18 protein-coding genes are annotated in these 17,248 nt (G+C 55.2%); 8 read left to right on the forward strand and 10 right to left on the reverse strand.

The features are described from left to right. Positions 1 to 194 precede the first annotated feature (194 nt). Positions 195 to 1,163 carry a TerC family protein gene (locus EHO01S_RS08515; RefSeq protein ID WP_024523556.1) on the reverse strand — a complete coding sequence of 323 codons (969 nt, stop codon included), beginning with the start codon at positions 1,161 to 1,163 and terminating at the stop codon, positions 195 to 197. A 404-nt stretch (positions 1,164 to 1,567) separates the two neighbouring features. Between EHO01S_RS08515 and EHO01S_RS08520 the strand changes: the two genes are divergently transcribed. Further along, entirely contained in the window at positions 1,568 to 2,482 is a 915-nt protein-coding gene (locus EHO01S_RS08520; RefSeq protein ID WP_024523557.1) for a DMT family transporter, read from the forward strand. 13 nt (positions 2,483 to 2,495) lie between these two features. Here EHO01S_RS08520 and EHO01S_RS08525 read toward each other — a convergent pair whose 3' ends face one another. Continuing rightward, a complete protein-coding gene (locus EHO01S_RS08525) occupies positions 2,496 to 3,476 on the reverse strand; it encodes a Gfo/Idh/MocA family protein (protein WP_024523558.1) in 981 nt (326 codons plus the stop codon). Between the two features lie 55 nt (positions 3,477 to 3,531). Next, positions 3,532 to 4,035, reverse strand: coding sequence for a M48 family metallopeptidase (locus EHO01S_RS08530; RefSeq protein ID WP_024523559.1), 504 nt, complete (start codon positions 4,033 to 4,035; stop codon positions 3,532 to 3,534). A gap of 76 nt (positions 4,036 to 4,111) precedes the next feature. On the opposite strand from EHO01S_RS08530, the gene rlmG reads away from it, so the two are divergent. Both rlmG and EHO01S_RS08540 read left to right on the forward strand, forming a co-directional pair. Beyond that, on the forward strand, positions 4,112 to 5,269 hold the full coding sequence (gene rlmG / locus EHO01S_RS08535; RefSeq protein WP_024523560.1) for a 23S rRNA (guanine(1835)-N(2))-methyltransferase RlmG: 1,158 nt from the start codon (positions 4,112 to 4,114) through the stop codon (positions 5,267 to 5,269). 161 nt (positions 5,270 to 5,430) lie between these two features. Continuing rightward, positions 5,431 to 6,591, forward strand: coding sequence for a pyridoxal phosphate-dependent aminotransferase (locus EHO01S_RS08540; RefSeq protein ID WP_024523561.1), 1,161 nt, complete (start codon positions 5,431 to 5,433; stop codon positions 6,589 to 6,591). A gap of 10 nt (positions 6,592 to 6,601) precedes the next feature. On the opposite strand, the gene qseC is transcribed toward EHO01S_RS08540, so the two are convergent. Both qseC and qseB read right to left on the reverse strand, forming a co-directional pair. Then, the gene (qseC, locus tag EHO01S_RS08545) at positions 6,602 to 7,966 is read right to left on the reverse strand and encodes a quorum sensing histidine kinase QseC (RefSeq protein ID WP_024523562.1); all 1,365 of its coding nucleotides are present in this window, start codon (positions 7,964 to 7,966) and stop codon (positions 6,602 to 6,604) included. Further along, positions 7,966 to 8,625 carry a quorum sensing response regulator transcription factor QseB gene (qseB, locus tag EHO01S_RS08550; RefSeq protein ID WP_024523563.1) on the reverse strand — a complete coding sequence of 220 codons (660 nt, stop codon included), beginning with the start codon at positions 8,623 to 8,625 and terminating at the stop codon, positions 7,966 to 7,968. Before qseB ends, qseC begins: the two co-directional genes overlap by 1 nt. A gap of 215 nt (positions 8,626 to 8,840) precedes the next feature. Here qseB and EHO01S_RS08555 point away from each other — a divergent pair, with 215 nt between their 5' ends. After that, positions 8,841 to 9,245 (forward strand): YgiW/YdeI family stress tolerance OB fold protein, encoded by a 405-nt coding sequence (locus tag EHO01S_RS08555; protein WP_024523564.1) that lies wholly within the window; start codon positions 8,841 to 8,843, stop codon positions 9,243 to 9,245. Between the two features lie 57 nt (positions 9,246 to 9,302). On the opposite strand, the gene EHO01S_RS08560 is transcribed toward EHO01S_RS08555, so the two are convergent. The 5 genes from EHO01S_RS08560 to EHO01S_RS08580 all read right to left on the reverse strand — a co-directional run bounded on the left by EHO01S_RS08560 (position 9,303) and on the right by EHO01S_RS08580 (position 15,741). Then, entirely contained in the window at positions 9,303 to 11,735 is a 2,433-nt protein-coding gene (locus EHO01S_RS08560; RefSeq protein ID WP_024523565.1) for a formate C-acetyltransferase/glycerol dehydratase family glycyl radical enzyme, read from the reverse strand. Positions 11,736 to 11,739: 4 nt separating this feature from the next. Continuing rightward, entirely contained in the window at positions 11,740 to 12,639 is a 900-nt protein-coding gene (locus EHO01S_RS08565; RefSeq protein WP_024523566.1) for a glycyl-radical enzyme activating protein, read from the reverse strand. Positions 12,640 to 13,259: 620 nt separating this feature from the next. Beyond that, positions 13,260 to 14,153 (reverse strand): hypothetical protein, encoded by an 894-nt coding sequence (locus EHO01S_RS08570; protein ID WP_024523567.1) that lies wholly within the window; start codon positions 14,151 to 14,153, stop codon positions 13,260 to 13,262. Continuing rightward, positions 14,150 to 15,166: a phage integrase gene (locus EHO01S_RS08575; protein WP_024523568.1), complete on the reverse strand. Its 1,017-nt coding sequence runs from the start codon at positions 15,164 to 15,166 to the stop codon at positions 14,150 to 14,152. Before EHO01S_RS08575 ends, EHO01S_RS08570 begins: the two co-directional genes overlap by 4 nt. After that, positions 15,166 to 15,741, reverse strand: coding sequence for a phage repressor protein CI (locus tag EHO01S_RS08580; protein WP_024523569.1), 576 nt, complete (start codon positions 15,739 to 15,741; stop codon positions 15,166 to 15,168). Before EHO01S_RS08580 ends, EHO01S_RS08575 begins: the two co-directional genes overlap by 1 nt. A gap of 129 nt (positions 15,742 to 15,870) precedes the next feature. Between EHO01S_RS08580 and EHO01S_RS08585 the strand changes: the two genes are divergently transcribed. From EHO01S_RS08585 to EHO01S_RS08595, 4 genes are read left to right on the forward strand one after another with little or no spacing between them, the layout of a single operon-like run. Then, positions 15,871 to 16,134 (forward strand): hypothetical protein, encoded by a 264-nt coding sequence (locus EHO01S_RS08585; protein ID WP_001630878.1) that lies wholly within the window; start codon positions 15,871 to 15,873, stop codon positions 16,132 to 16,134. A 30-nt stretch (positions 16,135 to 16,164) separates the two neighbouring features. Further along, complete coding sequence (locus EHO01S_RS08590) at positions 16,165 to 16,674, forward strand: phage regulatory CII family protein (RefSeq protein WP_024523570.1); 510 nt, start codon at positions 16,165 to 16,167, stop codon at positions 16,672 to 16,674. A gap of 7 nt (positions 16,675 to 16,681) precedes the next feature. Continuing rightward, positions 16,682 to 16,882 carry a phage filamentation protein Fil family protein gene (locus EHO01S_RS18255; protein WP_071991007.1) on the forward strand — a complete coding sequence of 67 codons (201 nt, stop codon included), beginning with the start codon at positions 16,682 to 16,684 and terminating at the stop codon, positions 16,880 to 16,882. Continuing rightward, a complete protein-coding gene (locus EHO01S_RS08595) occupies positions 16,846 to 17,184 on the forward strand; it encodes a DUF5347 domain-containing protein (RefSeq protein ID WP_024523571.1) in 339 nt (112 codons plus the stop codon). The genes EHO01S_RS18255 and EHO01S_RS08595 overlap by 37 nt, the downstream gene beginning before the upstream one ends. Positions 17,185 to 17,248 lie beyond the last annotated feature (64 nt).

Below are 17,248 nucleotides of genomic sequence, written 5' to 3' on the forward strand. Positions count from 1 at the left end.
TTAACGTGTTTTTTTAACCAATTCACATCAAAGTTCGCGGAAAAGCCAACCGCGCTCACATCGACCTAAACGGGTGTCAGAATAAGCCACTAAAAAAATAGCAATAACCAACTATTACTCTATTTTATTGCGGCAAAAGGTAGTGGGTTTGACGGGAGGAAAGGCTCCGGCGTAGCACACCGGAGCGTTGATGATCAGTGGGGAGTGCGCATCGCGCGCCGGTGATTAACCCAGGCATTAATCAGCAGGGTCAACGCCAGGATCCCGGCAACGGTTGCCAACGAGATAGCGATCGGAATGTGGTAGATGTCGATGATCAGCATCTTGATACCGATGAAGGTCAGGATCGCTGCCAAGCCATACTTTAACAGTGAGAAGCGTTCGGCGACACCGGCCAGCAGGAAGTACATGGCACGCAGCCCGAGGATGGCGAACAGGTTAGAGGTCAGTACCAGGAACGGATCGGTCGTCACGGCGAAGATCGCAGGGATGCTATCGACGGCGAAGATCACGTCGCTCAGTTCGACCAAGATCAGCGCTAGCAGTAGTGGTGTCGCAAACAACACCCCGTTACGGCGGGTGAAGAAGTGCTCACTCTCGATACGGTCGGTCATACGCAGATGGCGACGCAACCAACGCACTAGCGGACGATCGCCGAGGTCACCTTCGTTGTCGCTGGCTATCGCCATCTTGATGCCGGTGAACAACAGGAAAGCGCCGAACAGATACAGGATCCACTGGAACTGAGTCACCAGCCAGCTACCGGCGAAGATCATCACCGTACGCAAGATGATGGCACCTAGCACGCCATAGACCAATACACGGCGTTGCATATTGGCCGGTACGGCGAAGTAACTGAACAGCATCAGCCAGACGAAGACGTTATCGACCGCTAGCGCTTTTTCGATCAGGTAACCGGTGAGGAAGGCCAACGCCTGTTGGTCGGCGATCTCACGCCCTAGCGTTTCACTCAAGTAGAGCCACAGACCGGCGTTAAACAGCAGGGCCAAGCTGACCCAGACCAGCGACCAGACGGCGGCTTGACGCATGGTCATGGCCTGAGCGCCTCGGCGCCCCTGCAATAGCAGGTCGATGGCCAGCATGATGACGATGATCAGGGCGAAGCTCCCCCACAACCAGGGAGTGCCGACGGAGTTGAGCATGGAAGGATCCTTTAATGGTTAATCGGCCGATGGTGTCGGAGGGCGGACCGCGGCAGTATGTTTATTAACCATGCATCGCAGACACCTCGCCTTCCGGCAAGGTCTCACTTACAACGCAGTTGCCGGCGAGAGCCGGCGAGGTTGCCCGGTAACCGGGTGCGGGTGCGCACCGTAATGACGATTAGCCGGCAAATTAGAAGTTACTCCCCTTTGCTGCGCAGAAAATAATGCAAAATGTGTCAGCGGTCAATCCCTGTCCGAGTCAGTCACGATAGTTAGCTATCAGAACGGCGTTATTCAGGTCAATATTGCATAAGCAATGCCTGTTGCAGCCATGCAACTCGGGGCTGAAGCCGTTATAGTGACCTGTTAATTGAAGAGATAAGCATAACGGTGGCAATGTCATGGCAGTTGCAAGGAAAACCCATCCCCTCGCGATCGGCGGCCTGATCGTCCTGACGCTAATTTGGAGCTATAGCTGGATTGCGATGAAGCAGGTGACGCTGTATATCGGCGCATTCGACTTTACTGCGTTGCGCTGTATTTGCGGCGCGTTGCTGTTATTGCTGGTGCTACGCCTGCGAGGGCGCGGCATGCGGCCGACCCCGTTTGGCTACACCCTGGCCATCGCGTTGCTACAGACTTGCGGCATGGTCGGTCTGGCGCAGTGGGCGTTGATGAGTGGCGGCGCCGGTAAGGTCGCCATCCTGAGCTATACCATGCCATTCTGGGTAGTGATCATGGCGGCGTTGTTCTTGGGGGAGCGGATGCGCCGACTACAGTACGGCGCGATCGTGGTCGCCGCCATCGGATTATTGTTGGTGTTACAGCCCTGGTTGTTGGACTTTTCTTCGTTGCAGAGCGCGCTGCTGGCGGTGCTCTCCGGGATCAGTTGGGGGGCGAGCGCCATCGTGGCGAAACGCATGTACGCCCGTTATCCCGGTATTGATTTGTTGGCCTTGACCACCTGGCAGATGCTGTACGCCGCCGTGGTGATGAGTGTGGTGGCTTGGCTGGTTCCGCAGCGGAGCGTGGATTGGCAACCCTATGTATTTTGGGCATTGGCCTACAGCGCTATCCTGGCGACGGCGTTGGCTTGGAGTCTGTGGCTGTTTGTGTTGAAGAGCTTACCGGCCGGGATTGCCAGTCTGAGCACCTTGGCGGTGCCGGTCTGTGGCGTGTTGTTCTCATGGTGGTTGCTGGGGGAGAATCCCGGCGCGGTCGAGGGCAGCGGGATTGTCTTAATCGTGCTGGCGCTCGCCGCGATCAGTATCAAGACGTCGGGGCCACAAGCGCAGCGTACCCGTAGCCGCCGCTAGTGGCCCTGCGCCGTTAGGCGTTATCGGCGGGGAAGATCACGCCGGTCTGGCGGCGGATCTCATCCAACAGGCGGGCGGTGCAGAGCGCTCGCGCGACGCCGGCATGGGCGATCCGTCCTTCGCGGATCAGGCGGGCGAAGTGCTGTGCCTCATACACCATGGTATTTTCACACTGCGACACCCCGATCTCTTGCGCGACACCGCCGCGCGGTATCAGCGTTACCCGCTGGCATTGTGAGAGATGCTCGATCACCAGGCTGCCCTCTTCTCCTTGGATTTCGCTGGGGAGTGCCGAATCGCTGACTTTGGAGTGGAATAGCAAGACCTCGATATCGGGATAGCTCATGACGACGTGACCGTGCGCATCGACACCTGATGCCAACAGCGTCGCTCCGGCACTGACCCGCTGCGGCTCGCCAAAGAGCGCTACGCCGCTGGCCAGGCAGTAGAAGCCAATATCCATGATGGAGCCATTGGAGAACGCCGGGTTAAAGGTATTGGGATTCTCGCCCTTCAGATAGCGCGGGTAGCGCGAGGAGTACTGACAGTAGTTGAGAAATGCTTTGCGCAGGCGTCCCAGGCGCGGCAACGTGCGGCGTACCACCTCAAAATTGGGGAGATAGGCGGTTTTGAAAGCCTCGAACAGTACCACGCCGTGAGCGCGCGCGCAGTCGAAGGCTCGTTGTGCCTCGGCATAGTTCGACGCGAGGGGTTTCTCGCAGATGACATGCTTACCATGGCTCAGCATCAGTAAGGTCTGCGGGCTGTGTAGGGCGTTGGGGCTGGCGATGTAAACGGCGTCGACGTCGGCGCTACGCGCCAACGCTTCTAAGCTATCGAAGCAGTGCATCGTCCCGTAGTCGGCGGCGAAGGCGCTGGCCTGCTCTAGGCTGCGTGAATAGACGGCGCTGAGACGGTACTGGCCGCAAGACAGCGCGGCATCGACAAAGCGTCGGGTAATCCAGTTGGTTCCGATGATGGCGAGGCGGATCATGGCAGTCTCCCTAAGGATAAAAATTATCCATCAGGCTAGCATATTCATTACGCGATCAATATACGTCGCCCTCAACATCGAGGCAGGTGAGATAGAGGCGTGCGTCGAACTCTAACTGGTGGTAGTCCGGCTCCATATGGCAACAGAGACTGTAGAACGCCTTATCATGGTTTTTCTCGCGCAGATGGGCCAACTCATGTATCACGATCATGCGCAACAAGGGTTCGGGCGCTTGGCGGAACAGGCTAGCGATGCGGATCTCCGCCTTGGCCTTCAGGCGACTGCCTTGCACGCGAGAGACGGCGCTATGCAGTCCCAGCGCCTGCTGGATCACCTGAATGCGGCTATCGTACTGCACCCGGCTGAGGGGCGAGGCATTACGCAAATAACGGTTCTTGAGTGTCATGACATAGGCATACAGGGCACGATCGGTGGTGATGTCGTGACACTGGGGGTAACGTCGCCGCAGTGTCTGTGCCAGGCGGCGTTGCTCGATCAGGGTTCGCACCTGTGCCAACAGGGATTCCGGATAACCGGCAAGGTAACTCAGGGACGTCATTTGGCCCTCCTTCAGGTACAATAGTGGACTATTGTACTTGATGCCCGCCGTCGGCGGGCGATTTTGCGGAGGGGCGATGAGCCAACTCGAATCCAGCGCCGGTTGTCCGGCCATCACCGACCTGACGCTGGAGCGTTTTCCCCGTCAGTCAGACGATCCGTCCCTACAGGCTTGGGAGGCCGCGGACGAGTATCTACTGCAACAAGTCGAGCTGACCAAGGTGCAGGGGCGTCCGGTGATCATTTTCAACGATGCCTTCGGCGCATTAGCTTGCGCTTTGCATGCCTGGCGTCCCTATTCCGTGAGTGACTCCTATGTTAGCCAATTGGCGACGCGTCATAACTTACAGCTTAATGGGTTGGACGAGACGGCGGTGACTCTGTTGGACAGCTTGAGCGCTTTGCCCGAGGCGCCGGGACTGGTCGTGATCAAGCTGCCCAAGATGCTGGCGTTGTTGGAGCAGCAACTGCACGCGTTACGCGCGGTAGTGCGCGCAGATACCCAGATCATCGCCGCGGCTAAAGCGCGTGATATCCATACCTCGACGCTACAGCTGTTTGAGTCGATCCTCGGGGATACCCATACCTCATTGGCCTGGAAGAAAGCGCGTCTGATCCATTGCCAGGTGGCGCCGCGTAACCCGGCACCGGCAGCGGCGACCACCGTCTGGCCGCTGGATGAGACCGACTATGTGATGCATAACTATGCAGGTGTGTTCTCCCGCACTGGGTTAGATATCGGCGCGCGTTTTTTCCTGCAACATCTGCCGGATGATCTCGTGGGCGAGGTGGCCGATCTGGGGTGTGGTAATGGAGTACTGGGATTGAGGGTATTGCAGGTTTGTCCGCAGACGCGGGTGCTGTTTGCCGATGAATCTTATATGGCGGTGGCCTCAGCCCGGCTCAATGTGCAACACAACCGGCCACAGGATCTGGCGCGTAGCGAATTTTGGGTCGGCAATGGTTTAGCTGGACGTGAGGGCGGTTCGCTGGACGCGGTGCTATGTAATCCGCCGTTCCATCAGCAACACTCCATCACCGACCAGGTGGCTTGGGACATGTTCGTCGCGGCTCGACGTTGCCTGAAACGCAATGGGGTACTGTACATCGTCGGTAATCGTCATTTGGATTATTATCAGAAACTGCGCCGGTTGTTTGGCAACTGTATCACGCTGGGTATGAACCGTAAGTTCGTGGTACTCAAGGCTGTGAAGACGGCTAACTCGCCACGCTAGATTGAATATATAGTCGTTTTTCGAGCATGATTATTGGTTATGGCGTATTTTTACGCTATGCTGCGTAGCGGCGCTATTGGCCTATCGTAGCCATTCATTTTCCTCCTTTACGCTGGCGCGTTAGCCGTTCGGCGTGGGGAGGACACGAAAAGGACTTTTTCATGGATCGTAGAACGCTACTCAAGTCTTCCGCCGCCCTGTTCGGGGCCCTGTCGTTATCCGGCCCGCTCGGTCTCGCCCGGGCGCAGGCGGAGCCCGTTCATCCGCGCGTGGCGCCGGATGCCGCCCACCCATTGGCATTGAACTTCAATGAGAATGCGTTGGGCATGTCACCACTGGCGCAGCAGGCTATCGTGGCGGCCTTGCCTGCTGCCTTTCGTTACCCCGATGCGGCACGCGAGGCGTTGATCGCCGCGTTGGCCGAGAGGTGGACGCTGACACCGGAACATATTTCCCTAGGAAATGGTTCTTCTGAGTGCATTCAGGCCGTCTTGCAGTCTCAGGCGATCGCGGCGCAGCGCCAGGGGAAAGCGGTGCAATTGGTGGTGCCTGATCCCACCTTTAATTACGCCGAACTGTATCTGCGCCCGTTAGGCGTCGAGGTGGTCAAGGTTCCCTTGGATGCACAGCTGGCTTTCCCGTTGGTGGAGATGCAACGCCGTACGCGGGCCTTTAAGGGGGTGTCGTTGGTGTATCTGTGTAATCCGAATAACCCCACGGCGACCATCACGCCAGCCGATCAGTTGGCGGCCTGGATCAGCCAAGCGCCACCAGATACGTTCTTCGTCATCGATGAGGCCTATGCCGAATTCGTGAGCGATCCGGCATTTCGCAGCGCCATCGAATTGGTGCAGGCGGGGCATGAGAATCTATTGGTGACGCGCACTTTCTCCAAGTTGTATGCCCTAGCGGGGCTACGGGTTGGCTATGGCGTAGCGCAGCCGGGGGTAGCGGCACAGAGCGAAGCGCTGATGTCGCTGGATAACACCAACACCGCCGGGGCTGTCGCCGCGTTGGCCTCACTACAGGATCGGGACTTTGTGGAGCAGAGCCGTAAGAATACCGATCTTGCCCGCCAGATCGTCTGCACGGCGTTGGATGAGTTACAACTGGCATATCTGCCGTCGCAGGCAAACTTTGTTTTTCATCGGGTGACGGGAGACGTCGCGGATTACCAGGCTCGCATGAAGCAGCATCACATCCTGGTCGGCCGTCCTTTCCCACCGTTAACGAACTGGAATCGCCTGACCTTGGGGACGCCGCAGGAGATGCAGTTGTTTGTCACGCAACTGCATGCCTTCCGTCGCCAAGGTTGGGTCTAAGCGTTATCGTCTACCAGTGGAGTATGACCTGGAAGCCGCCTCCCGGGGCGTGGGCAAATTGGACTCGCATACCATGCAGGGTCGCGATCTGGCGCACGATGGACAGCCCCAGCCCGCTACCGGTTTTTTCCTGACCGGGAGGGCGGTAGAAGCGCTCGCCTAGGCGTTGTAACACTTCGTCGTCGACACCGCTACCGTTGTCGGTCACCTGGAGGCTGCGGCCATCCAAGCGCAAGGTGACCTGGCTACCCGCCGGGCTGTAGCGGATCGCGTTATCCAGCAGATTACGCAGCAGCAGGGAGAATAATAGCGGTTGGATTTGGCGGCTGACGTTGGGGTCCTCGACGTTGAGAGCCAAGGTGACGCCCGCGGTATGCGCTTTGGTATCCATCTCGATGACCGCCTCTTGCAGCATTTCGACCAAGGGGCGCGACTGCACATCTTCGAGTTGCGCCAGTGAATCCAGACGTGACAGGGTTAGCAGTTGGTCCACCAAACGCGTCGCGCGATCGATCCCCTGTTCTAACTGGCTGAGCGCGCGTTGGCGTAACGCGGTGTCATCCTGTGCCAACTGTACTACCTCGGCTTGAACCCGTAACGCCGCCAGCGGCGTGCGTAGCTCATGGGCTGCGTCGGAAGTAAAGCGGCGTTCGCGTACCATCTGGGCGGTAGTACGCGAGAAGAGGGTATTGAGCGATTCGACGACCGGCCACACTTCACTGGGAATGGCACCTCGCGCCAAGGGGGCGGCGTCGTCGGGGCGGCGGCGGCTAAGGGTTGCCGCCAGACGGTGCAGCGGCGCCAGCCCACGGCTGATGATGATCAGCAATAGGATCACCATGATCGGTAGCGCCACCATCCAGGGTACCATTTGGGCCGCGACGATGCTCAGCGCCATATCGTCGCGGTAGTCCCACTCTTGGCCGACCAGGATGCGGTAGCGGCCGTCCGGGGTGGTCAGCCACAGCAAGCGCCAGCTGTCATCGTCGTTGTTGAGATAACCGTCGGTGAAACCATCGCGCCGGTAGCTATAGATCAGATTATCGCCGTTATCGCCATCGTTGAGCAGCATATGTCCATCGGCGCTGAAGATGGCGAAAGCCAGTGCGTCGTTATCTTGCTCACCCCGGTGTTTACGCAGGAGATCATGGCTTTGCGGTAGTTGGAGCGGTGACTTTAACTGGCTGAGATCGAAGGCCAACAGGCGTTTGGCAAACAGCATCTGCTGGGTGTCGAACAACTCATTCAAGGCTGAGCGCGTCTGATACCAAGCCAAGCCGCTGGCGCTACTCCATACCAGTAGTACCAGAATGAGAAAACCGCCAGTGAGGCGGGCGCGCAGACTATGCGCCAGACGATGCGGCAGATGCGGCATCAGGCGTCTCCCAGAGTATAACCAACACCGTGTACGGTGCGAATGAACGCGCTGCCCAGCTTACGCCGCAGGTGGTGGATGTGCACCTCAACCGCGTTACTGGAGACATCGCCTTCCCAGTTGTAGAGCTTCTCCTCGATCAGGCTGCGCGGCAACACGCGTCCGGCGTTACGTAGCAGCAGCTCCAGCAAGGCAAACTCTTTCGGCTTCAAGAGTAATGGGGCGCCATCCAGGGTGGCAGTAAGGCTCAGCGGATCGAGGGTAACCGCGCCGTGGCTGAGTTGAGTCTGGGTTTGTCCATGGTTGCGTCGTATCAACGCCTGTAGCCGGGCGGCGACTTCGATCAGCGCAAAGGGTTTGCACAGATAGTCATCCGCACCTTGCTGTAGCCCGGTAACCCGTTGCTCTAGCGCGTCGCGGGCGGTGAGGATCAGTACGGGTTCGGCGTGTCCCGCTTCGCGCCAGCGGCGTAGGATTTCCAATCCATCGATCCCAGGTAGGCTGAGATCCAGGATCACGGCATCGTAGGGCGCGGCATCTAATGCCGCCAATCCTTGGTGACCGTCACTGAACCAATCCAGGGTAAAGCCCATTTTGCTGAGGCCGGCTTTGATGCCATCGCCGATTAAACGATCATCTTCGATTAACAATACGCGCATCATGCTATCTTCGTTTGGGTTATTGCGCCCGATTTAACCGTGTGGCAAGCCTTTTGTACAGCGTTACGATGGGTGATATGCAGCATAGTGGCCGTTATTGGCGTAATCGAGCGTTAAAATTAACACTTAAGATCTTGTTAAGGACTGTTTGGTGTAATGCACACATCGGCAGTCGGCGAGGCTGCTTTCTGAATTCCATCACGGGAGTATCACGAATGAAAAAAAGCGCAGTGATTTTTGCTGTTCTGGCCCTGTGCAGCGCACCGGTTCTGGCTCAGACTCAGACGGGGGGATTCTCCGGTCCGGGCGCGGCGCAACAGGTCCAGACTACGCAGCAAGGCGGTTTTGTTGGCGGCCAGCAGGCGGTCACCACTATCGCTAAGGCGAAAGAGATGAGCGACAATAGCTGGGTAACCCTCCAGGGGCATATCGAACAGCGTGTACGCGGCGATCATTACACCTTCCGCGATGCGAGTGGCACGATCGAAGTCGAGATCGACCACAAGTACTGGAATGGTCAGACCATCACTCCGCAAGATAAAGTCGAGATCCAAGGTGAAGTCGATAAAGACTGGAGCACCACTAAGATCGATGTGAAACGTCTGCATAAGATGAATTGATCGATTCGCTCAGCCCGACTGCTTACGGCACTGTCCAACGGACAGTGCCGTTTTTCATTACAGTTGGTGTTCAGTACGAGCGATGATGTCGTCCTGGGTATCCGGCGACAGTGCGGTGAAGAAGGCCGAATAGCCGGCGACACGTACCACCAGATCACGGTGGCGCTCCGGGTGAGCCTTGGCATCCAGCAGCGTCTCGCGTGAGACGATGTTGTATTGCACATGCCAGCCTTGGTGTACCTCGAAGAAAGTGCGCAGCAGTTGTATCAGTTTTTGGCGGTCGCGCTCACTCTCCAGCGTGGCGGGGTTCAGTTTCTGATTAAGCAGTACCCCTCCGAGGATGGCGGCGGTTGGTAGTTTAGCGACCGATCCCATCACCGCTGTCGGCCCGAGACGGTCGCTGCCGGAGGCCGGGCTGGCGCCTTCGGCCAGTGGCGTGTGCGCCTTGCGGCCATCCGGGGTAGCCAGGGTGGCCGCTCCGAAAGGGACGTTGGCCGAGATGGAGGAGGTGCCCGCGTAGTAGCCCCCGCCGATCGGTCCCCGACCGTGGCGAGGGTTATGGTAATGAGACAACTCGTCGATGTAGTAGCCATAGGCCTGTGCCAGTAAGGCGTCTACGCGATCGTCATCGTTGCCATATTTCGGCGCACCGTTGAGTAAGCGCTGGCGTAGCTGTTCATGCTGCGAGCCGTTAAAGTCTTCAGCCAGCGCCCGTGCCAGCGCTTGTTGGCTGACGCGTCCCTGTTCAAACACCAGCGTCTTCACCGCTGCCAGGCTGTTACCCAGATTAGCGATACCGACCTGAAGGCCTGAGACCCAATCATAGTGGGCCCCGCCTTGTTTGATGCTTTTGGCGCGCTCAATGCAGTCATCCACCAAAGCGCTGCATAAGATGTCGTGCGCATTCTCTTCCAGTACCGTATCTACCACGTATTCGATCTCGATGGACTTGCGTGTGTAGTAGCGGATCTGGCGCTCCCAGGCGGCCATGACTTGGGCGAAGTCGGCGAAGTTCCCTTGTGACAGCGCCTGCGGCTGCGCCAGGAAAACTTGACCGCTGGTGGCGTCTTTGCCGTTGTCGAGTGCCGCCAGCAGGACGCGGGCGAAGTTGATAAAACTCATTCCGGTACAGCGGTAGCCCCACTTCCCAGCAACGGCGGTTTCGATGCAGCCGATGGCAGCATACTGGTAGGCATCCTGTGGCGCGACGCCCAGATCGATAAAGGCGGGGATGACGATCTCATCGTTATTGAAGGCCGGCATACCGAAGCCGCAGCGGATCACCTGGGTGCAGGCATCGAGGAAGTCGTCGCTGATCCCGGCATGGTAGCGCACGCTCAAGTTAGGCTGGGTGGAGCGTAGGCGTCCGCAGGACTCCAGAATGGCATAGGAGAGCGGGTTAACCGCGTCCTGGGGGACGCCGTCGACCAAATTTTGTCCACCGATGGTGACGTTCTGGTACAGCGGGCTGCCGGCGGAGGCCTTGGAGTGGCTACCGGAGCGTATTTTGTTAACCTCCAGCAGCTTCAGCCAGCAGCTTTGTAGAAGCTCGATGGCCTGTTCGCGATCGAGGCTATGCTCCAGCTCGACCTCGCGGCGATACCAGGGATAGAGGTACTGATCCATTCGGCCAAAGGAGACGGAGTGGCCGTTGGACTCGATCTGCAACAGTAATTGAATGAAATAGCATAGTTGTAGCGCTTGCCAGAAAGTTTGCGGTGGCTGCTGGGCGATGTGTTCACAGTTGGTGGCGATAGTATGCAGTTCGGCGCGCCGGCTCTGCCGTTGCTCGTCGGCGGCCATGCGCCGCGCTAGGGCAGCGAAACGTAGGCAGTGTTCACTGACCGCCACCAGGGTGATGTCGATCGCCTTGAGGAACTGCTCACCGTGCAGATCGTCGAGCTGCGTCAGGTTGATACGGCGTCGGCGTGCGGCGACCCGCGCGCGCAACCCCGCAATCCCCAGCGTCAACAGTAAGGGATAGTTGACGGCCAAATGCGCGTCGCCGGAGGTCATGTTGCCTTCCGCCTTGATGATCCCGCTGGCGAGTAGCGCCTTCTGCTCGTCGGTGAACATGCCGTAGCAGCGATCCTGCACAGTTTGCCCGCGCCACCAGGGACAGAGACGGTGTAACACGGCTTTATCCTGCTCGCTGACGTTGAACCTGGCCCCGGGACGATCGGCCAGCTCATCAATCTCTTGTTCGATCCAACTGACAGTGTATTCCGGGAAGATCGGTGCGGCGCGCACGCGGCTGGCTTGATTGCCGACGATCAGTTCGTCGTGATCGATCCAGATAGTTCGGCGGGCCAGGTGCTCCGCCAGCGCCAAGGCGCGTCGCACTGGGAGCGGTTTGTCCAGATGACGCTGGTAGGCCTCGGTATAGTGTTGGGCTCGCTCGGTACAGATGGACGGCGTGGCGATGTGGATCAGGGCGGCTTTATGCGCCCGGATGCGTGCGCTCAGAGTAGTCAGGTGCAGAGTGGTCATGATGCTATCCTCCCAGTGTCGCGCTCAAGCCGCATTGACTTGCATAGGCGCAAGCGGCATCCAGCAAGGCGGGATCGTTGAATGCCTGTTCCGGGGCCAGATAGGGGCGATCGAGCAGGCGGTACTTGTTGCGCCCCAAGGTGTGGTAGGGCAGAAAGTGGATCGTGCTGGTCGCCAGCTCACTGGCGGCGAAATCGATGATGCGTTGAATGTCGTTGAGATCGGTGTTGAAGCCAGGGATCAATGGGACACGCAGGATCAGGGCTTTACCGCGGGCGGACAGGCGACGCAGGTTATCCATGACGCGTCCTACGCTACCGCCGGTCCAGGTACGGAAGCGCTCCCTATCCACCTGTTTGAGATCGGCCAGAAACAGATCTGTCCACGGCAGCGCCGGGGCCACATAGCGCCAAGGGACATGCAGGCAGGTTTCGACAGCGGTGTGGATCCCGGCTTGCTGGCAGCGACGCAGCAGCGTTTCGGCTAAGTGTGGCTGCATGAAGGGTTCCCCACCGGAGAGGGTAATGCCGCCGCCGCTGCGTTGATAAAAAGGACGATCGCGTTCGATCTGCTGGAGGATCGCCGCGACGGACATCTCTTCGCCACAGACCGTCAACGCCTGGCTGGGGCAGCAGTCACGTAGCGCTGCAATGGCGCGCGCATCTGCGTGTGCGCGTAGCAGTCTTATCCCCCGTCCTTCGCGTACCGCGACGTTGGGCGCAGCTGTCTGGCACTGCGTACACGCCGCCAAACAGCTGCGGGCGTCATAGAGCAATTCTGGAGCGCGCGCTAAACTCTCCGGGTTCTGGCACCAGCGGCAGGCGAGCGAACACCCTTTAAAAAAGATCACCGTGCGGATCCCGGGACCATCGTGTGTGGAGTAACGCTGAATATTAAATATCATCATTAAGACTCCAACGTTCTTCTTATGAAGATTAAATAGCTTCCGAATGAAAGTAAAGTTGATACTAATCAATCATTGCTGATCTTTTCATCGCTGAGTAGGACAAAAATCAGCCTTACCCCAGCGTGATTAAGGACACCAGCATGGAGGACTATCTCGACAGCACCGATTGCGTGCGCATGCGACGCCTAACCATACCTTGCCACCGAGGGGGCTAAGCTATCAGGCTGGTGCCGGAGGTTGCCGAACCGTTCATCGGCGCGCTAGCCGGGACGGTGACGTTAGCGCAGTGTGAGCGGGAGCACCTGGCGGTTTATGCTCACCGTGACGCGGTAAGCGTTCATGGCGCCTCTTTGAGGACTGAGGGACAAAATAGGGGCAATCATTTCCAAGCAACAAAAAAGCCACCCGGTTAAAGGTGGCTTAAATGACTGAATCTAAAGCTAAAATTTGGTGGCCCCTGTTGGGTTTGAACCAACGACCAAGCGATTATGAGTTCCTACCGGAACAACCGAAAATCAATAGTTTGCGTTATTTATCATTGACATAGATTGCCATTGTTTGCCAATGATTACCCATTATTCGCCATTTCCACCGCCACTTTATCGCCACATTTACTATCAATACATCGCAATTTTCAAATAGCCAAAGCCATCCTTCAGGTGAAGATTAGTCATCAGCTGTTGAGCGTCTGAAGGTACTGGCATTGCTACATGCTCGGGATTATCTTCAAACATGTCATCTTGCCGCTCAAGATAGTAGTTATAATCCATCCTTTGGAGGTAAGCATGCATGTCAAACTTGTCACCAAATTCAAGGAGAAATGATTGTATATAGAGCGCTGTGACCCGAGTCGCAGAAATTAGTAAGCCATGCAATACATGCCACATCTCGGCTGAACCGTAATATTCAGGCACAAGATTTATTGGAATTGTACCATGCGCAATAAAATTTCTTAGGTTGCGAACTATATGAAGCCCGTGACACTTGTGACCCTTTGGGTAGTTTTTAATAATGCTTATTTGAGGGTCGTATTCTTTTTTATACTTCTCGAATCTCGAAAACAAGTTGTCACAATAATGATAGAAGCCTACAGGCAAATTTTGTTCGTCGGTTTTTTCGAACAAAAGAACACTTTTCTTACTGTCATTGTACTCTCTATTACTTTTAATCTCCTTTGACGAAAGAGTGTAATATGTACTGGCGAAACGGTATGTTTCCTCTAATGCGTTAGAGGTATATAGAAAACGGGTCAGTGCAGTTGAGTAGCGGCTGTAATGGAGCCGTTCAGCTTCATATGCTTCGGCAGCAGGTCTGCACCATATCAGGTCAGAGCCTGCGTATTTTTCTGGGGCAATTTGAACTTCATCGAGGTATGCTGAAAGCTTAAGCCATTCAGCAATATTTGAAAAATTATCATATCTGTCGGATTTAAAATATTCGCAAGCTATAGATAATTCATAAAGATGATTATCGAGCTTGCTTAGCTTGTTACAGATAGGACACTTTTTCATTGGTGTTCCTTGTGAGTACTAAGTGGATTGAGCTTTACTGCATCTTCTAAGTGGTCTGGAGCAAAATGTGCGTAACGCATTGTCATCTTGATGTCGGTATGGCCGAGCACACGTTGCAAGATAAGAATATTACCACCATTCATCATAAAGTGGCTGGCGAAGGTGTGGCGCAATACATGGGTAAGTTGTCCGGCTGGCAACTCAATGTTAGTGCGTTGTAGCGCCGAACGAAAAGCACCATAGCAATTCTGGAATAAGCTACCATGCTCTTTGTTTTTAGCTGGTAATTCTTCATAAAGTTCTTTGCTGATTGGTACAGTGCGATTCTTCTTACCTTTAGTGTAGTTATAGGTAATTTTATATTTTGATAGCTGTGATTTCTTGAGGCCTTCGGCTTCAGACCAGCGAGCACCAGTTGCAAGGCATATTTTTACAACGGATACTAAATCAGGGTGTTCGTGTCGTTTGCACTCGTCAAGAAGCGCTGCAATCTGTTCCTTCGTGAGCCAGGCCATTTCCATTTCTTCTGTGCGGAATGGGCGCATATTTTTCAGTGGATTTTCACCTTTCCATTCTCCGAGCCGGTTTAGCTCATTGAACACCGCCCGGAAATAAGCCAGCTCAAGATTAAGCGTGCGAGGTGATACTTCTTTTACCCTGTTCGAACGGGCGTAATCACCTTTTAACCGCTTTTCTCGATACCGGGAAAACATCTGCGCATCAAAATCGCGAGCCAGCGGCTCTCCCATGCAATCAAACGCATGATGCATAGCCAGCTTCCGCTTTTCGCCGTCCTTTAGAGTGATTCCATGCGCGCTATACCAGGAATTGACAAGTTCTTTTAGAGAACGGCGGTCTTCTTTTTCTTCTTGCCAAGGGTGCTGTATCTTGTGCTGTTCAAAAGCCAGCGCCTCGCCTTTGGTGGCAAACTTCCTTCTGATGCGTTTGCCTTTCGCCCCATTAGGATAGATTTCGCAAATCCATCCTCCAGCCGGATTTTTACGGACGGCCATCAGTTAACCTCGTTGTAGACACCCACCACTCGACCTAATGCTTTAATGTCGTCAAATCCACACTCGAAGGGAACCTTACCCCCTGCAACGTGAAGTTTTTTGCCGGGCAACTTCGTCAATTCTCGAATGCTAATAGCACCTTCAATATCGACAAGCCATTCACCATCTGCAAGAGAGGTGTCGCGCTCAATGAAATAGAGTTTTCCGTCAGCGTAGACGGCAATCGGGTTTATAAGCGGTTTGCTAAAGAACTTACCAGCAATGCTCAAATCCCCATCGCTAACCAAAGATTCTTCACTTAAAGTGAATCTTTCCACGCTTTGGGTATCGGTTTTCGTGTTTCCGGTTGCTGGTGCCCCCTTACCAGTGAGTAACCAGGCGAGATTGGCGCCAGTTTCAAGAGCGCAATGCACAATAAAGTCATAAGAAATAGAATCGCGGCTGTACCTGTTAGCAAGAGAGCTTGATGCAATTTCGAAGTGTCTAGCTAATTGAATTTTCTGAGAAAAACCGTAAGCCTCGCAAATCCTATCCAACACTTCTTCGTTGTTTAATCCAAGACCTTCAATTCTCATGTAGTTTTAACCTATTTACAAACTCCATTTTGGGAGTTATGTTAAGCCTAAACCTAGGCAATTAATGGCGAGCGTTGGCAAACAGATAGCTATTAATTGCAATCTTTAGCAAAAGGAGAATCATGCAACATGGCTTCTGAAATCGCAATCATCAAAGTGCCTGCACCTATCGTTACTCTGCAGCAATTCGCAGAGCTTGAGGGTGTTTCTGAACGCACCGCTTACCGCTGGACAACCGGCGACAACCCTTGTGTACCAATCGAACCCCGCACTATCCGTAAAGGCTGCAAGAAAGCAGGTGGCCCGATTCGTATTTATTACGCACGCTGGAAAGAAGAGCAGTTGCGTAAGGCGCTGGGTCATTCCCGTTTTCAACTCGTCATTGGCGCTTAATTCACTTTATGTGAATTGGAAGGATGCAACATGTTTGATTTTCAGGTTTCCAAACATCCCCACTATGACGAAGCGTGCCGGGCTTTTGCGCAGCGTCACAACATGGCGAAGCTGGCCGAGCGTGCGGGTATGAACGTTCAAACGTTACGCAACAAGCTCAACCAGGAACAACCTCACCAGTTTACGCCGCCTGAATTGTGGCTACTGACTGACCTGACCGAAGATTCAACCCTCGTTGATGGTTTTCTGGCGCAGATTCACTGCCTGCCATGCGTACCGGTTAATGAGCTGGCTAAAGACAAATTGCAGTCTTACGTCATGCGCGCAATGCGTGAACTCGGCGAACTGGCGAGCGGCGCGGTATCTGATAAACGTCTGACCTCTGCCCGTAAGCACAACATGATTGAAAGCGTTAATGCTGGCATTCGCATGTTGTCATTATCGGCGTTGGCGCTGCATGCGCGTCTGCAGACTAATCCCGCTATGTCGAGCGTGGTCGATACCATGAGCGGTATCGGTGCATCATTCGGTCTGATTTGAGGTGCGTATGCTGAAAAGTGAACCGTCATTCGCGTCTCTGCTAGTCAAGCAAAGTCCAGGCATGCACTACGGCCACGGCTGGATCGCAGGTAAGGACGGCAAGCGCTGGCACCCGAGCCGCTCACAGGCTGATTTACTGGCTGGCCTCTCTACTCAAAAGCAGGGGGAATCATGGCTATCGAATCTGTTTCCGCGACTGTTCCGCTGAAGGCGGGTGAACGTCTGGCCGGTCTCAATCATGTGGCTGAATTGCGCGCGAAATATTGGGGCGATAGCTGGAAAGAGGTTGAGCGTTTTGTTGATGATATGCGCGATAAACGTGACCCACAATATGAAGAAAATAATCGGGCGCTGGCCGCTATTTTCTTTCTTGCAAAATTACCGGCGGCTCGTCATGAGCTCGAATTAAGTGAGCTGACTACTGACGAGAAAAAAGCGCTTATTACAGCGATGAATCATTTTCGTGCAGTAGTGAGCTTATTTCCAAAACGGCTAACCATGCCGAATTAACCAACGGCAGAAATTAATGGCGTAAACCCGCCGGGTATTCTTTTGCCTAAATTCAGGAGGATTT

Source organism: Edwardsiella hoshinae NBRC 105699 = ATCC 33379 (assembly GCF_000474215.1).
Lineage (GTDB): Bacteria > Pseudomonadota > Gammaproteobacteria > Enterobacterales > Enterobacteriaceae > Edwardsiella > Edwardsiella hoshinae.

Bases quoted from the DNA above. Each gene is read 5' to 3' on its own strand.
- EHO01S_RS08515 (WP_024523556.1), bottom strand. From the start codon at position 1,163: ATGCTCAACTCCGTCGGCACTCCCTGGTTGTGGGGGAGCTTCGCCCTG.
- EHO01S_RS08520 (WP_024523557.1), top strand. From the start codon at position 1,568: ATGGCAGTTGCAAGGAAAACCCATCCCCTCGCGATCGGCGGCCTGATC.
- EHO01S_RS08525 (WP_024523558.1), bottom strand. From the start codon at position 3,476: ATGATCCGCCTCGCCATCATCGGAACCAACTGGATTACCCGACGCTTT.
- EHO01S_RS08530 (WP_024523559.1), bottom strand. From the start codon at position 4,035: ATGACGTCCCTGAGTTACCTTGCCGGTTATCCGGAATCCCTGTTGGCA.
- rlmG (WP_024523560.1), top strand. From the start codon at position 4,112: ATGAGCCAACTCGAATCCAGCGCCGGTTGTCCGGCCATCACCGACCTG.
- EHO01S_RS08540 (WP_024523561.1), top strand. From the start codon at position 5,431: ATGGATCGTAGAACGCTACTCAAGTCTTCCGCCGCCCTGTTCGGGGCC.
- qseC (WP_024523562.1), bottom strand. From the start codon at position 7,966: ATGCCGCATCTGCCGCATCGTCTGGCGCATAGTCTGCGCGCCCGCCTC.
- qseB (WP_024523563.1), bottom strand. From the start codon at position 8,625: ATGCGCGTATTGTTAATCGAAGATGATCGTTTAATCGGCGATGGCATC.
- EHO01S_RS08555 (WP_024523564.1), top strand. From the start codon at position 8,841: ATGAAAAAAAGCGCAGTGATTTTTGCTGTTCTGGCCCTGTGCAGCGCA.
- EHO01S_RS08560 (WP_024523565.1), bottom strand. From the start codon at position 11,735: ATGACCACTCTGCACCTGACTACTCTGAGCGCACGCATCCGGGCGCAT.
- EHO01S_RS08565 (WP_024523566.1), bottom strand. From the start codon at position 12,639: ATGATATTTAATATTCAGCGTTACTCCACACACGATGGTCCCGGGATC.
- EHO01S_RS08570 (WP_024523567.1), bottom strand. From the start codon at position 14,153: ATGAAAAAGTGTCCTATCTGTAACAAGCTAAGCAAGCTCGATAATCAT.
- EHO01S_RS08575 (WP_024523568.1), bottom strand. From the start codon at position 15,166: ATGGCCGTCCGTAAAAATCCGGCTGGAGGATGGATTTGCGAAATCTAT.
- EHO01S_RS08580 (WP_024523569.1), bottom strand. From the start codon at position 15,741: ATGAGAATTGAAGGTCTTGGATTAAACAACGAAGAAGTGTTGGATAGG.
- EHO01S_RS08585 (WP_001630878.1), top strand. From the start codon at position 15,871: ATGGCTTCTGAAATCGCAATCATCAAAGTGCCTGCACCTATCGTTACT.
- EHO01S_RS08590 (WP_024523570.1), top strand. From the start codon at position 16,165: ATGTTTGATTTTCAGGTTTCCAAACATCCCCACTATGACGAAGCGTGC.
- EHO01S_RS18255 (WP_071991007.1), top strand. From the start codon at position 16,682: ATGCTGAAAAGTGAACCGTCATTCGCGTCTCTGCTAGTCAAGCAAAGT.
- EHO01S_RS08595 (WP_024523571.1), top strand. From the start codon at position 16,846: ATGGCTATCGAATCTGTTTCCGCGACTGTTCCGCTGAAGGCGGGTGAA.